The sequence below is a fragment of the Nostoc sp. CmiVER01 genome (assembly GCF_034531135.2).
Lineage (GTDB): Bacteria > Cyanobacteriota > Cyanobacteriia > Cyanobacteriales > Nostocaceae > Nostoc.
Window position 1 is genome coordinate 35,735 of record NZ_JAVRBU020000018.1, and the last position, 13,289, is coordinate 49,023.

The 13,289-nt window shown below is 41.1% G+C and carries 11 protein-coding genes; 6 read left to right on the forward strand and 5 right to left on the reverse strand.

All coding sequences use genetic code 11. The annotated features are described in order from the left end of the window. Window positions 1-58 precede the first annotated feature (58 nt). Window positions 59-1,054 carry a PRC-barrel domain-containing protein gene (locus RMZ43_RS28000; protein WP_322649470.1) on the reverse strand — a complete coding sequence of 332 codons (996 nt, stop codon included), beginning with the start codon at window positions 1,052-1,054 and terminating at the stop codon, window positions 59-61. 199 nt (window positions 1,055-1,253) lie between these two features. After that, a complete protein-coding gene (gene smc / locus RMZ43_RS28005) occupies window positions 1,254-4,889 on the reverse strand; it encodes a chromosome segregation protein SMC (RefSeq protein WP_322654229.1) in 3,636 nt (1,211 codons plus the stop codon). 367 nt (window positions 4,890-5,256) lie between these two features. Between smc and RMZ43_RS28010 the strand changes: the two genes are divergently transcribed. Both RMZ43_RS28010 and RMZ43_RS28015 read left to right on the forward strand, forming a co-directional pair. Next, complete coding sequence (locus tag RMZ43_RS28010; RefSeq protein WP_322649473.1) at window positions 5,257-5,607, forward strand: DUF433 domain-containing protein; 351 nt, start codon at window positions 5,257-5,259, stop codon at window positions 5,605-5,607. Beyond that, window positions 5,585-5,845, forward strand: coding sequence for a DUF5615 family PIN-like protein (locus RMZ43_RS28015; RefSeq protein WP_322649474.1), 261 nt, complete (start codon window positions 5,585-5,587; stop codon window positions 5,843-5,845). The genes RMZ43_RS28010 and RMZ43_RS28015 overlap by 23 nt, the downstream gene beginning before the upstream one ends. 450 nt (window positions 5,846-6,295) lie before the next feature. Here RMZ43_RS28015 and RMZ43_RS28020 read toward each other — a convergent pair whose 3' ends face one another. Beyond that, on the reverse strand, window positions 6,296-6,769 hold the full coding sequence (locus RMZ43_RS28020; RefSeq protein ID WP_322649475.1) for a BON domain-containing protein: 474 nt from the start codon (window positions 6,767-6,769) through the stop codon (window positions 6,296-6,298). Window positions 6,770-7,239: 470 nt separating this feature from the next. On the opposite strand from RMZ43_RS28020, the gene RMZ43_RS28025 reads away from it, so the two are divergent. From RMZ43_RS28025 to RMZ43_RS28040, 4 genes are all read left to right on the forward strand, one after another. Beyond that, on the forward strand, window positions 7,240-8,160 hold the full coding sequence (locus RMZ43_RS28025; RefSeq protein ID WP_322654228.1) for a ribonuclease D: 921 nt from the start codon (window positions 7,240-7,242) through the stop codon (window positions 8,158-8,160). A 363-nt stretch (window positions 8,161-8,523) separates the two neighbouring features. Beyond that, window positions 8,524-9,366 (forward strand): tetratricopeptide repeat protein, encoded by an 843-nt coding sequence (locus RMZ43_RS28030; protein ID WP_322654227.1) that lies wholly within the window; start codon window positions 8,524-8,526, stop codon window positions 9,364-9,366. 528 nt (window positions 9,367-9,894) lie between these two features. Next, window positions 9,895-10,128, forward strand: coding sequence for a hypothetical protein (locus RMZ43_RS28035; protein WP_322654226.1), 234 nt, complete (start codon window positions 9,895-9,897; stop codon window positions 10,126-10,128). Window positions 10,129-10,496: 368 nt separating this feature from the next. After that, window positions 10,497-11,282 carry a hypothetical protein gene (locus RMZ43_RS28040; protein ID WP_322654225.1) on the forward strand — a complete coding sequence of 262 codons (786 nt, stop codon included), beginning with the start codon at window positions 10,497-10,499 and terminating at the stop codon, window positions 11,280-11,282. 89 nt (window positions 11,283-11,371) lie between these two features. Here RMZ43_RS28040 and RMZ43_RS28045 read toward each other — a convergent pair whose 3' ends face one another. Beyond that, window positions 11,372-12,940 (reverse strand): sodium:solute symporter family transporter, encoded by a 1,569-nt coding sequence (locus tag RMZ43_RS28045; protein WP_322654224.1) that lies wholly within the window; start codon window positions 12,938-12,940, stop codon window positions 11,372-11,374. Window positions 12,941-12,994: 54 nt separating this feature from the next. Continuing rightward, window positions 12,995-13,270, reverse strand: a complete 276-nt coding sequence (locus RMZ43_RS28050) for a DUF485 domain-containing protein (protein ID WP_292719479.1) — start codon at window positions 13,268-13,270, stop codon at window positions 12,995-12,997. Between the last annotated feature and the right edge of the window lie 19 nt (window positions 13,271-13,289).

A 13,289-nucleotide genomic window follows, 5' to 3' on the forward strand; every position in this document is an offset into this window, starting at 1 on the left:
GTTCATAAAAAAACCCCCTCCTCGCTGGCGCAAGGAAGGGGTTGAGGGTGGGGATAACCTAATATCCGCCTTCTTCTTCGTATTCTGGCTGTCTTTCTTTGACTTTCTTGGGAATATTTACAGGCTTCGGCGCATCTTCCCAAGCATCGCCCTCTACGTCGTCATAATCATCGTATTCATCAACATAAGGCTTGCTATAGGGCTGGGCATCATACTTTAGCGGCTGCGGTTGTTGATACCTGTCGCTGCCTGTTGCCTCGCTCCAGTTATCTTCTTCCTCGTCTTCTTCGTATTGAATAGATTCATACTGCCGCGCCTTCATTACCTGACGCTGTGGCCTTTCTTCTTCCACATAGTCTTCTGTCCATTCCTCTTCCCGCGCTACGGGTTCGGGGGCGCGAACTTTTTGCCTCGGTGGCTGCAATGGCACTCCACTAGGCAGTTGATTGGGTGGTGCAATTGTACGCGGTGGAGTATAGCCGTATTCTTCTTCTATATCTCGCTCCCAAGGTGCTTTGCCGATGCCTAGACGCTCAAGTAAACCAACTGTCAACTGGTTTACCCGTTCTTCGGCTCCCTCAAACACAATCAATCGATTGGGGCCAGTGCTGACAATTTCATCTACTGAGAACTCGTAAGTACTCAGAAATTGATCGGGAATTTGGGGCAATCCTAAAGAAGCAATAACTATGGAGTTAAGCTTCCCGCTTTCGCCGTTGAACTTGAAGCCCCGAACTTTGCCTAAGACCTCACCTGTTTCTGTAATTACTTCCCAGTTAATCAGATTACTGAGAGATTCAACTTCGATATCTTCTATTACATCTTCGTTATCAACCAGGATGACATCACCAATCTGGCTGATGTTGTTGAGGTACATATAGCGCGGTATGCCCGAAATGGAGATCAGGCTATCTCGCAAACCAAGAGCCACAACCTCTCGTTGATCTATATCAACCCAGACTTGGCTGATGATGCCTAGCCGCTTGCCGTTGTCGCGGGTAATCACCTGGGTATTTAATATGTCGGAACGCCTAATTATCTGTTCGGAGGTCATTCTATACCGAGTCCTGATCTCGAATCCGGTTTAACGCGACGTGCAACTTATTCTTAGAACCCCTCTCCAAAGCTCTTGTCCACAGGGAGAGAGGCTGTAATTTTTGCTCTCTTTCCCTGGTAGGGAAGGGTTTGGGAGTTAGGTTTGAGAGAAACTCGCACATTACGTGGTTTATCTATACACTATTATTAACAAAAACTCAAGCAGGTGTATTGGATGATTGTAACTTAATCCCCAAAACTTGAGTGTAAGCTCCTCGTGCTTGAGTAACGCCAATTGTGCGTTCGGCTGATTCTATCATCGGACGACGCAAACTCACAACTATAAATTGCGCTTGTTGTGACTGTTGTTTAATCATTCTAGCTAATCGCTCTACGTTTGCCCCATCTAGGAACATATCTACTTCGTCAAAGGCGTAAAATGGCGATGGACGGTAGCGTTGTAGGGCAAAAATAAAGCTCAAGGCTGTAAGCGATTTTTCTCCCCCAGACATGGAAGCTAGGCGCTGTACGGGTTTACCTTTGGGATGTGCGACTAAATTTAGCCCACTGCTAAAGGGATCTTCGGGGTTTTCGAGTTGCAAGAAGCCGTCGCCGTCTGAAAGAATGGCAAAAATCGATTGAAAGTTTTCGTTAACAGCATCAAAAGCTTCTTTAAAGGCAAGTTGCCGCAATGTGGTAAAGTTTTCAATCCGCAAAAGTAGTTCGGTGCGTTCTCCTTCTAATGTTTCTAATTTTTGCGTCAGTTCTTGGAGACGGTTTTGAGTGCGTTCGTATTCTTCCAACGCCAGCATATTCACAGGTTCCATTGCCTGTAAGCGTTTGGTAAGCGATCGCAATTCTTTCTGCAATTCTTCCAAATCTACCTTATCTGGAACTTCCGGCAAGGGATTTGGCAATTCTGCTCCTACATCCCGCAACTGGCTTTGTAGTGCAATTAGTTCTTCGCGGCGCTTTTCTTGGGTTTCTTGGAGTTTTTGGATTTCCCATTGCAATTGTTGTTGGCGCAAAAGATGCGATCGCACTTCTTGTTCTGTAGCGTCGCGTTTTTGTTTTTCTTCTCCTAAATTTTGCTCCATTTGGCTTAGGTTGGCGCGGGTTTGGGTGATTTGGTCGTCTAGCGTTGTGGTTTGGCTCAAGACGCGATGAATCGCGTCTCTACAAGAGGTTTGTTGGGTTTCGTATTCGGTGATTCGCGTTTCTGCTTCTTGGATTTTTTCTTGTAAACGTTGTTGCTGATTTTCTAAATTTTTTAATCTTTGTTCAGCTTCGCGTAATGTTGTTTCGCGTTGTTGCAATTGTTGCTCTTGAGTTTTAATTGTCGCCTGGATTTGTTGCCATTCGCTGGGGGTTTGGGATGCTTCTAACTCTGCTAAAGCGTGTCGTAATTGTTGCAACTGGGTTTCTTGTCCTGGTAATTCCCGCTCTAAGATTTCTAATCGGGATTGAACTGTGGCTAATTTTTCGCTGTTTTGGGTGAGTTGCGATCGCGTTCCCTCTAGTTGCGCTGTCAAATTCTTAATATCTTTTTGCAACTGTTCCAATTGCAACTGCTGTTCGCGCCGCGCTTGACGCGATTCTGTGAGTTCTTGGGTGAGTTTTTTGGTTCTGGCTGACAAAGTAGCGATCGCTTCTGTACAACGCTCTAAAACTCGTTCAATATCCACCAAGCGAGTTTTTAAAGCGATCGCTTCATCAGATTCTGCCGCTTCCGCATTGCCAAACCGCAACGCTGAACGTTGGGTGTTGCTACCACCAGTCATTGCACCACTGGTTTCTAAAAGTTCCCCGTCTAAGGTAACGATGCGATATAACCCTAAATTTTTCCGCGCCGCTTCCAGGTTGGCAAAAACTACGGTGTTGCCGAAAACATAGCTAAATACATCTTTGTAACGGCGATCGCAATCGACTAAGTTCACAGCATAATTAACGAAACCGCTAGCAAAACGCAGCGTTGCATCTTGAGTAAATTTGGGAGCGTGAATTTTATTCAGGGGTAAAAAAGTTGCTCTTCCTGCACGTTTTTGTTTGAGCAATTCAATCCCTGCGGCGGCGATGCTGTCATCTTCCACTACAATATGTCCCAAACGTCCACCGGCAGCCATTTCTAAAGCTAGCTGATGGCGGGGTTCCACCTTTGCTAACTGCACAACTAAGCCACAAAGTCCAGGCATTCCCGATTGTAAAATGACTTTACTGGCTTGGGTTCCTTGGACTTCTTGCTGTGCTTGCGCTTGCGCCTCGATTTTATCCAACTGGCGTTGTTTTTCTCGTTGTTCAGAAAGTAACCGTTTTTGAGTTTCCTGTTGGATTTGCAGTTCTTGTTCAGTGGCTGAGAGATTTTGGGCTAAATTTTGGATGGGTTCGCTAGAGGCGTTAAATTCCGTTTCAATTTGACTACACTCAGTTTGTTTTTGGGCTAATAGCGGTTCGTCACGTTCAATTAACTGGGTTTGCTCTTGGATTAACTGCTGTAACTGATTATTGCGTTCCCTGAGTTGTGCTTGTTCGGTGCGCTGAGGTTCTAGAGTTTGCAGCAGAGTTTCAATTTGACGGTTGAATGCTGTTTGTTGCTGCACCCAGGCTTCCGAGGCTGAGGCGATTTCTGCGGCGGCTTCGCGGGAGGTTTCTAGAGATTGCTGTGCTTCATTTCTTTGTTGCTGGGAAGAGGCGATGAATCGCGTTTCTACAATTTTGGTTTCGGCAATTTCTTCTAGGGAATGGCGATGTTTTTCAATCTCTTGCTGAGTTTGAAGCAGACGTTTGGCTGTTTCTTGGGAAGCCGTTTGTAATTCCGTTAGCTGACGCTGGAGTTGTTTTCGTTCTGCTTCTTGGGTAGCGAGGGTAGATTGTACTGCCAAAAGCTCCTCTTCTCCCAACGCTTTGACGTGGGCATTGAGTTGTTCAAGTTCAGCAGTTTTTTGGACGATTTCGGAATTTAGATTTGTGAGTTGGGTAGTGAGTTCAGTAGAATTACGATCGCCTGTTTGAATTTCGTGAACTAACTTTTCTTGTTGTGCTTGTAGCGATCGCCATGACAAAACAGCTTCCCAAGATTGTTTAGCTAGAAATTCCGTGCGGAGTTTTTGATATTTCTCAGCTTTAGCCCGATCTTGGGAAAGGCGATCGCGTTGTGCAGTTAATTCTGTCTCAATAATCCGACAGCTATCTTCCTTTTCCTTCACCTCATCTAAAGTTGATTTGGCTTGGATAATTTTGCGATCAAATGCTGCCACCCCAGCCAATTCATCAATAATTTCCCGCCGTTCCCGCGCATTCATCGAGATAATGCTGGTGACATCTCCTTGCAGCACTACATTGTAGCCTTCGGGATAAACCCGCAGATTACTTAGTTGTTCATGCAATTCCGTCAGCGTGCAAGGTACACCATTGATGTAGTAGTTCGATGTGTAACTTCCTTGGTGAGTGACTCGCAGCCTTCTAGTGACACTCCATTCAGTTGGGGAGTGGGGAGTGGGGAGTGGGGAGTGGGAATTTTCCTGCTCTTCATCTACTTCTTGCGCTGCTTCCTCACTCTGCGCTTTTGCGGCTTTGGGTGAGTCCTCTCCTGACAAATCAAACGTCACTGTGACGCTAGCTTCGATAGAAGCCCGTCCTTTAGAGGTTTGGGTGTTATTTACCAAATCTGGGAGGCGATCGGCTCGCATTCCCTTAGAACTGGAGAGTCCGAGGCAAAATAACAGTGCATCGAGAATATTAGATTTACCCGAACCATTTGGCCCAGATATGACAGTACACCCCGGTAGCAAAGGGACTGAGGTAGTGCCACCGAAGGATTTGAAGTTCGTAAGTTCCACGCGCTTGATATGCACCATAGGCCGTGGTTCGCTGGGCTAATGAAGAACAAGTGTATCAACTAATTAAAAATTCGCAAGAGGGTAGGGGGAAAATTAGAGATTTTCACACTACACACAAGAGAAACGCAGAGAGGGTAGGAGAATTGTGGTTTAGAGAAAAAACAATACTGCTAAAGTTAGCACAAGCACGAGATTTCATTGCAGGCGCTCAAAAGCAACTATATCAAATCATTCCAATTTTAGTTGAGATAACTAACTGCCAAGACGAGCAAGTAATTTAACAAGTTGTTGGCAAAGCGATCGCTATCAATTTATTACTATTTATTGCAAGAATATTTTACAAGTATGTAGGATAATTTTAAGGGTAAATATAATAAAGTAAATTATGCAACTAGAAGATTACTTCGACTTTCAGCGTCCTGATGATATTCGACTCAAAGGTACAAGAGTAGGAATTGAAACTATCCTTTATGATTTCATTCATCGGTGTCGGACTCCAGAGGAAATTTTCCAAAGTTATCCATCAGTAACTTTAGAGCAAGTATATGCAACCATTCTTTATTACCTGCATAACAAAGAAGCAGTAAGTGCTTACATAGCTAATTGGCTAGAACATAGTCATCGAATGCGAGAAGAACAGCGACGCAATCCGCCACCAGTTGTAACTAAATTGCTAAAACTGAAAGCTGAAAGAGAAGCAATGAAAAAAATACATGACTCTCAAATATCTTCTTGATGAAAATGTTGATAAAGTCTATAACCGCAAGTTTCTCCAACGCAACCCTACTTTAATGATGTGGGTGGTTGGTGATCCTGGCGCTCCTCCTAGAGGCACATTAGATCCAGAAATATTATGCTGGTGTGAAGAATATAACTTTATTTTAGTCACAAACAACCGTACATCTATGCCTGTACATTTAGCTGAACATATCGCGCAAGGCCGTAATATACCAGGTATTTTTATTTTGAATTAGAAATTAACCATCGGTCAGACTATTAGTGAATTAAGTCTAATTGCTCAAGCATCTTTTAATGATGAATATCAAAACCAAATTATTAATTTGCCACTACTTTAATAACAATGTCACAGAATTAGCTGCTACGGATTCTCATCAGGTAATAGTACAATGTCTAAGCTAGTTTTGAGGCTAAAAACTCAAACTGACGTAAGTTGGATTTAGTTCCTCAACCTAACATTATCAAAGCTTTGTTAGGTTTCGCTGCCTGAGATCAAAACACTTGTAAAGACGACGATTTATCGCGTCTTAAAAACCCAAGATTTTGTACAAGTAGTGCTTAACTGAACCGCATTGTTATATAAGCAAAAAAACAGGACTTACATCTGCGTAAGTCCTGTTTAAATTTTCTGATGATGTAAGCTGATTTAACTAGTTCACGGTTAACTGAGAACTTCAGTTATTCTTTTATGGCTTTTTCCCAGCTTCAACTTTTGCTTCTACTTTCACTGTCTTCACACCTTGAACTTCTTTAGTCAAGGTTTCAGCTTTCTTGAGTTCTTCAGCAGAAGTTGCTGTGCCTTTGAGGATGATTTCACCCTCTTTGTTTTCAACTTGTAACTTATTGCCTGGTAAGCCTTTATTCAACTTTTCGCTCACTTCAGTTTTCAAGTTGCCCTTAGCTTTTGTTGCTGCGGTTTTTCCAAAATCGGTTTGAACTTTAGTATCTGTACTAGCCGCTAAAGGAGTCGTTTGTGTTCCTGGAATTTTGGCAATAGTTTTATCCACAGTTTGATTTATCTGAGAAGCTGGTGTTGCTGGTGATTGAGCGGCTTCATTAGTAGTGCTAGAAGTTTCTGAACCAGTTTTAGTAGCCTCTTGACAGCCAAAAGTACCAACTACCAAAATGCTACTAATTAGTAATAGAATTAGCTTTTTCATTATCTTCTCCAAATTGAATACTAGAAGCGATTAATTGAAGTGTGTGTGATAGTGAGGAGCAGATGTTAAAAAGTAATTAAATGTGAAGTAGCAAAAGTCCCTAAGCAATTGCTCAGGTTATTGGAAATTGAAACTTAGACGATTTCTTGAGGCTAAGATTTTGCAGCCATTCTTGAGAAGCGTCAATTCAATTTTCCTAATGGTTGCTAAACAGTATGCCTCTGCATGCAGTCTGTAGCTCTCTATGAATTTAATGTAGATGCCCAGTAGCTCTTTGGGTGGTAGACTGTGCAGCCTGACAGTAGTGACTCGATGTTATCAGATTTAAGTCAGTTTGGCGATATCTAAGCCTATGCAACTTAAAACTTCAGCGTTTTTGGAATTTTGTGGCAGCAAAATTACCAACAAAATGTTACTTTAGAAAACTATGGCTTACTTACAATGCCCCAAATATCAGGAAATATTAGCCAATGCCATACCTTACTTCCGCCCGCGAAATTAGTGCCATTGTCGCTGAATATACCAACGCTAAAACGCTGTGGATAGATACAGAAGTTGCTGACTACAAAAGTCGTAATCCCCGACTATCGCTGATTCAGGTATTAGATAATCCCAAAGATATGAGTGGCGATCGCGTCTACCTTTTAGATGTCCTAGATCAACCTAATATTATAACTGAATTTATTGAAAAAATTATGATAAATTCTGCCATTGAAAAAGTTTTTCACAACGCCAGTTATGATCTAAAACTTCTCGGTAACAAGAAAGCCAAAAATATTACTTGTACTTTAGATATAGCAAAAAAAATTCCCTACTATCTTTTACCATTACCTAATTACCAACTCAAAACCATAGCTACATCACTTTGTAGCTTTAACAATATCGAGAAACAAGAGCAAACAAGCGATTGGGGCAAACGTCCTCTGACTGAAGAACAGATAGAGTATGCTTACTTAGATTGTATTTATCTGGCTCAAATTCACTCAAATTTGTTAGATTTACAAACCCAAGCCAGTCCCGATCCTGCAACGGAAGACTTAATATCACTATGTAGCAGATACTCGCAACTTGAGCAACAATACAAGTTGTTGAATTCAGAATTTGAGCATTTGCAAGAACGGATGAAAAAAGCCATGCAAGCTCAAAATATATCTGAAACTACCTATTATAAACTAACTAGTTATGAGCGGACTACAGTCAAAGCTACTTTTACAGAATTAGCAAGGCTAACCCAAAATGAAGGTATTAATTTAGATTTTCCAATCACACTTACTCAGAAACTTCAAAAAGATTTAGGGCAAAATCTGGAACACCTCTCTGTAGATATTGAAAAAACCACCTCTTGGCGGCTAAATCCCAAAAATCAAGAAGGTGATGTTGAGGATGAGTAAATTGCTTAGATAGCTACAAATACCAAAATTTATAGAGTTATTATCTTAGAATAAATCTTAATATTTAATTTTTTTTCAAAGAGTATTTAAAAAAAAATGAACAACAGTAGGTTACTGCTCACAAATCGATTGTCAAGAATTACAGAGATAAAAATAGCAAACAGCCAAAATGACAAGTTTTATACTTTATATTTTATGATTTTTCCTTAATATAACTATTAAATAAATTTATTGAATATCAGGAAAATTTATAACTTAGCTTTAAATGTCTATCAAAAGTTAAAATAACTATTGAGTTAAAGAATTAAAATCTAGATTTTGGTACTAATTGCGTTCAGGTGTTATGGCAGTTTATATTAAATTATGAGACGGCGTTTATTTAAACAAAAGCGAACAAAGGTAAATCAAGTATTTACCATAGCTATTTTTACTACATTGACTGCAATTAGCAGTGTTTCTTGTAGTAAGAATGACAATGTTTTGGTAACAGAAATAGGAGTCAGTCAACCTAGCCGTCGTTCAGCTACAGCATTAAAAGGTGGGGAATTTTATCTTCAGGGAAAGAATCAGCATTTAAACGGCGATTTACAAGCTGCGATCGCTTCTTATGGTAAGGCAATTGCTCAAAACTCTCAATATGGCGCAGCCTACAACGGCCGGGGATTAGTCTACTTTGATTTGGGAGACAAGGAAAAAGCGATCGCAGATTATAATCAAGCACTTAAAATTAACCCTAACGACGCGGAAGCCTACAATAACCTGGGAAATACCCGCGCCTCACTAGGAAATAACAGAGAAGCAGTCAAAGATTACAGTGAAGCAATTCGCCTAAATCCCAATTATGCCGAAGCCTACAATAACCGAGGAAATGCCCACGCCACCTTGGGAGAAAAAAGAGAGGCGCTAGATGATTTTGACCAAGCAATTCTCATCAACCCCAAATATGCGATCGCTTATAATAACCGAGGAAATGCCCGTGCTGCCAATGGAGAGCCACAGGGTGCGATCGAAGATTACAATCAAGCCATTCGCCTCAACCCTAACTTTGGCGCTGCCTATAATAACCGGGGAAATGCCCGCGCCACCAATGGAGACAAGCAGGGAGCGCTCAAGGACTTACAACAAGCAGCAAGCATCTTTCAAAGTCAGGGTAACAACGACTTATATGAACAAGTGATGAAAAACATCAAAGAACTTGGACAGTAAGCAAAAGCAGGGTTTTAGTTAAAAGCGAACATACCGCCGAGTTATCTTGTCGAACAACAATTTATTTGTCGTGTTATCAAATTAATTAATGTCGTTAAACTTTTAAACTAATGGTGGATCAAGCGAGCAACACTAATGTATTAACGACGACAAATAATTTTTTATTTTACAACTACCCCTAGCGCAGATGAGAGTGCGATCGCCTGATTCATCCTACTACTCCTCAATGGCATTGAAAGGCTGCAATCCTTTCTTTTACAGCTTTTAGCTTTTCAAGCGTGCCATTTGCTTTTGACCTAGTTACCATTAATATTCGACTAAAAATAAATTAATTATGTCCCTTTTAGATTATGTAATGATTGCCAAACTATGCAGTAATAATGCTAGTTTGTAAAAAATAGTCAATATTCAAGATAAATTAAACAACAAATTATTTTAAAAACGTTGTTTAAGTTCTTGACTTCAGAAAGAAGCTTGTGTACTTAGAGATTCTTTCTTCTTGATACTAATTAAATTGAGGTTAAACAAATGGAAAATCTAAACCTGGAAAATTTGGATAACGAACTAATTAGTTTTGATTTAAGTCCAGAAGATATGGAGGCAATTAAAGGTGGTACAAGCGTGCCATTAGATACATCGAGTAGTAGTAAGTGTCCATCCCCTCCGAAGCACCCTTTTGGAATTCTAATAGTTGCAGTACCACCCAAGCACCCTTTTGGAATTCTAATAGTTGCAGTACCATCCAAATCCAAAGACGATTAATCATTAAATTAAAAAATTAAGTTTAAGAGGATGAATGAACAAGTCTAATTTATTACTACCCCTGGTGATTATAAATCCCGGCGACACGAGACTTTATTCACCTCTGTGGGTTTAAAACCCTTAATTTTTATTAGTTTGCGTAGAGAGAAGTCTGAGCGCCGACTTCCGGCGTTCAGAACTTTAAAGCTGACTTGTCTGCTCCCCACTACGCGAACGTTTGTGTAATAGCGAATTAAATTCGCCCAAGACTCTTCAAATATCCTTTAAGGTTTGTATTTACACTTATGCTTTAAGAGCTATGTACTGCTAATAATTATCCAATCATGGGTAGTAATTATACTAAATATAGTTTTTTTAAGATAAAATATATGAACAATGTTAGTGAATTGGCGCTCAATTATTTACAACGTTATAACTGCCAAATTCTTGAAGATTATCAAAGTGTTTTAAGACAGGCTTGTGAAATTCATCCACCACCACACGGTATGGCATGGTACGGTAATTCCTATCGTCAGTTTGCTCGTAATGCTGAGTGGTTCTCTAATTCCCTGGTTACTAACGTCGTTGAAGAAGGAACTGGTTCTAAACAAGTTTGGCAATTCTCTGAGCAGATCAAAAATCAGGAGTTTGCCCAGTTGGTGAGAAATCACTCGATTGATGAGTCACGACACTCACTAATGTTTGTAGCACTGTTGAATATTATTTTTCCGACGAAAATAGAAGCAGATTTCCGCACACAGTTGAAAGCTTTTTCTCCGCAATACTATCACCACAAGCATCCGCCTCTAGTACCTATTTCTTCAGCTAAAATAATGGATGATTTGTTGGTGATGGATGAGATTATCCAAATCAATCTCTTAGAAATTCGGGCATTGATCCTACAATTATTGTTGCGTCCAGTACTGCAAGCATATTCTACACCTAAGGATTTAGCAAAAGTAACTCGAATGTCTGATTTGTTGATTTTCGATGAAACTAAGCATATTGAGTACTCTGGTTACTGTATTGGTAAGTACATGGAGCAAGGTCATGGCTCTTGGGTGCGGGAAATGATGATTTACCGTCAAAAAACTGTTAATGAAATGTTTTTAGAAGATATAGAATTAGCAGATTCTGTTGGCACTACTATTTTACGGACACAAAATCGCTCATAACTGTTTAAGTTTACCTAGCCCAACAAATCAGTTTCTACAGTAGTTCTGAGCGGCTTTCGCCGCTTAGACTTGTTTATGCTTTTACAAAATCACATGCCAGAACCAATATGGATGCGATCTTCAACTTCCGCAAACTTTTCCTGTGCCTGCTGTTCAGTACTCAATAGTGAAACGACGATCGCTACAATAAACGCCAGTGGGATACTGATTAATCCAGGATTTTTCAACGGAAAGGGTGCAGAAGCGTGCTTGAGAATCGTTACTTGAATACTGGGTGACAAATAAATCAGCACTAAAGAGGAGATAGTACCCACTAATATACTCGCAACCGCACCGTTGGTCGTGAAGCGTCGCCAAAGCATGGATAAGAGCAATGCTGGAAAGTTTGCACTAGCAGCGATCGCAAATGCTAAACCTACCATATAAGCCACGTTTTGCCCTTTAAACAAAATGCCCAGGAATATCGCTACTAACCCCAAAAGCATTGTTGCACCGCGAGCCACCTTCAACTGTTCTGACTCGTCAGCATGACCTGATCGCACCACATTCACCCACAAATCGTGAGACAATGCAGCTGCACCTGAGAGTGTCAACCCAGCGACAACTGCCAAAATAGTCGCAAAGGAAACAGCAGCAATAAAGCCTAAGAAAGCATCACCACCGAGAAATTCTGCCAACATCGGCGCAGCCATATTACCACCAGTACCAATTTGCTTGATGGCATCTTGACCTACTAATACCATTGCTCCAAAGCCTAAGATGAAGGTAAGGAGATAAAAAATGCCAATAATAGCTGTGGCGTAAGTAACAGAAAGCCGCGCTGCTTTGGCATCGGGTACTGTGTAAAAACGCATTAGGATGTGGGGTAATCCAGCAGTGCCGAACATCAACGACATCCCTAAAGAGATCGCATCCAAGGGATCAGAAACTAGTTTCCCTGGAGCTAATACACCTGTATACTTTTCAGATGCAGCAGCGAAAAGAGCGATCGGGTTAAAACCAAATTGTGCCAGTACCAAGATAGCTAGCAAAATCGTTCCGCCAAGCAACAAAACTGCTTTGATAATTTGTACCCAAGTGGTGGCAATCATCCCGCCAAAAATCACATAAGCCATCATCACACAACCGACGATGACCACAGCTAATTCGTAATCAAAGCCAAACAATAGTTTGATTAGCTCACCAGCGCCTACCATCTGGGCAATTAAGTAAAAGCTAATCACTACCAAGGTTCCAATAGCAGAGGCAATACGTACAGGTTTTTGCTGTAAGCGATAAGCTACTACATCAGCAAAAGTGTATTTACCTAAATTACGTAATGGTTCTGCAATTAAGAACATCACAATCGGCCAACCCACCAAGAAGCCGATAGAATAAATTAAGCCGTCAAAGCCGTTGAGTGCCACCAGCCCAGCGATACCTAAAAAGCTAGCTGCACTCATGAAGTCTCCTGCTAGGGCCAGCCCATTTTGGAAACCGCTAATCTTACCGCCAGCTGTATAGAACTGTGCCGTATTTTTGGTGAGCTTTGCCGCCCAATAGGTAATGCCTAGAGAACTTACAACAAACAGAAAGAAGAAAGCGATCGCCAACGGGTTAAACTTACCAAGACTGGTAATATCCGCCGCTAGTGGCAGATCCAACCACACACTATTCATGCTTTTTTTGGTTTAATATTTTGGATTTGGGACTAGAAATTGCTAATAGCTAATTTACTTGCGTGTCAGCCTTGCGATTTGGTCATCGTAACTACTATTTGCCCAACGCACATAGATAAAAATTAATACCCATGCTGAGACAATTACCAATGCCCCCAGTAAAATTCCCAGGCTAAGACCAGGAAATACTAATGACCCCAACAGGGGCTTATTGAATGCGATTAATAGGATAAAGCCAAAGTAAATAAACATCATGGCTCCACTGAGAATCAGGGATACGCGCCAGCGTTCAGCTGCGAGAGCCTGGAGAGCCTTTGTGCGATCGTTCATGTCTTCCTTTAGGTTGAGA

Coding starts and splice junctions, on each gene's coding strand:
- RMZ43_RS28035 (WP_322654226.1), top strand. CDS start 9,895: ATGGAAAATCTAAACCTGGAAAATTTGGATAACGAACTAATTAGTTTT.
- RMZ43_RS28020 (WP_322649475.1), bottom strand. CDS start 6,769: ATGAAAAAGCTAATTCTATTACTAATTAGTAGCATTTTGGTAGTTGGT.
- RMZ43_RS28040 (WP_322654225.1), top strand. CDS start 10,497: ATGAACAATGTTAGTGAATTGGCGCTCAATTATTTACAACGTTATAAC.
- RMZ43_RS28010 (WP_322649473.1), top strand. CDS start 5,257: ATGCAACTAGAAGATTACTTCGACTTTCAGCGTCCTGATGATATTCGA.
- RMZ43_RS28030 (WP_322654227.1), top strand. CDS start 8,524: ATGAGACGGCGTTTATTTAAACAAAAGCGAACAAAGGTAAATCAAGTA.
- RMZ43_RS28015 (WP_322649474.1), top strand. CDS start 5,585: ATGACTCTCAAATATCTTCTTGATGAAAATGTTGATAAAGTCTATAAC.
- smc (WP_322654229.1), bottom strand. CDS start 4,889: ATGGTGCATATCAAGCGCGTGGAACTTACGAACTTCAAATCCTTCGGT.
- RMZ43_RS28000 (WP_322649470.1), bottom strand. CDS start 1,054: ATGACCTCCGAACAGATAATTAGGCGTTCCGACATATTAAATACCCAG.
- RMZ43_RS28045 (WP_322654224.1), bottom strand. CDS start 12,940: ATGAATAGTGTGTGGTTGGATCTGCCACTAGCGGCGGATATTACCAGT.
- RMZ43_RS28025 (WP_322654228.1), top strand. CDS start 7,240: ATGCCATACCTTACTTCCGCCCGCGAAATTAGTGCCATTGTCGCTGAA.
- RMZ43_RS28050 (WP_292719479.1), bottom strand. CDS start 13,270: ATGAACGATCGCACAAAGGCTCTCCAGGCTCTCGCAGCTGAACGCTGG.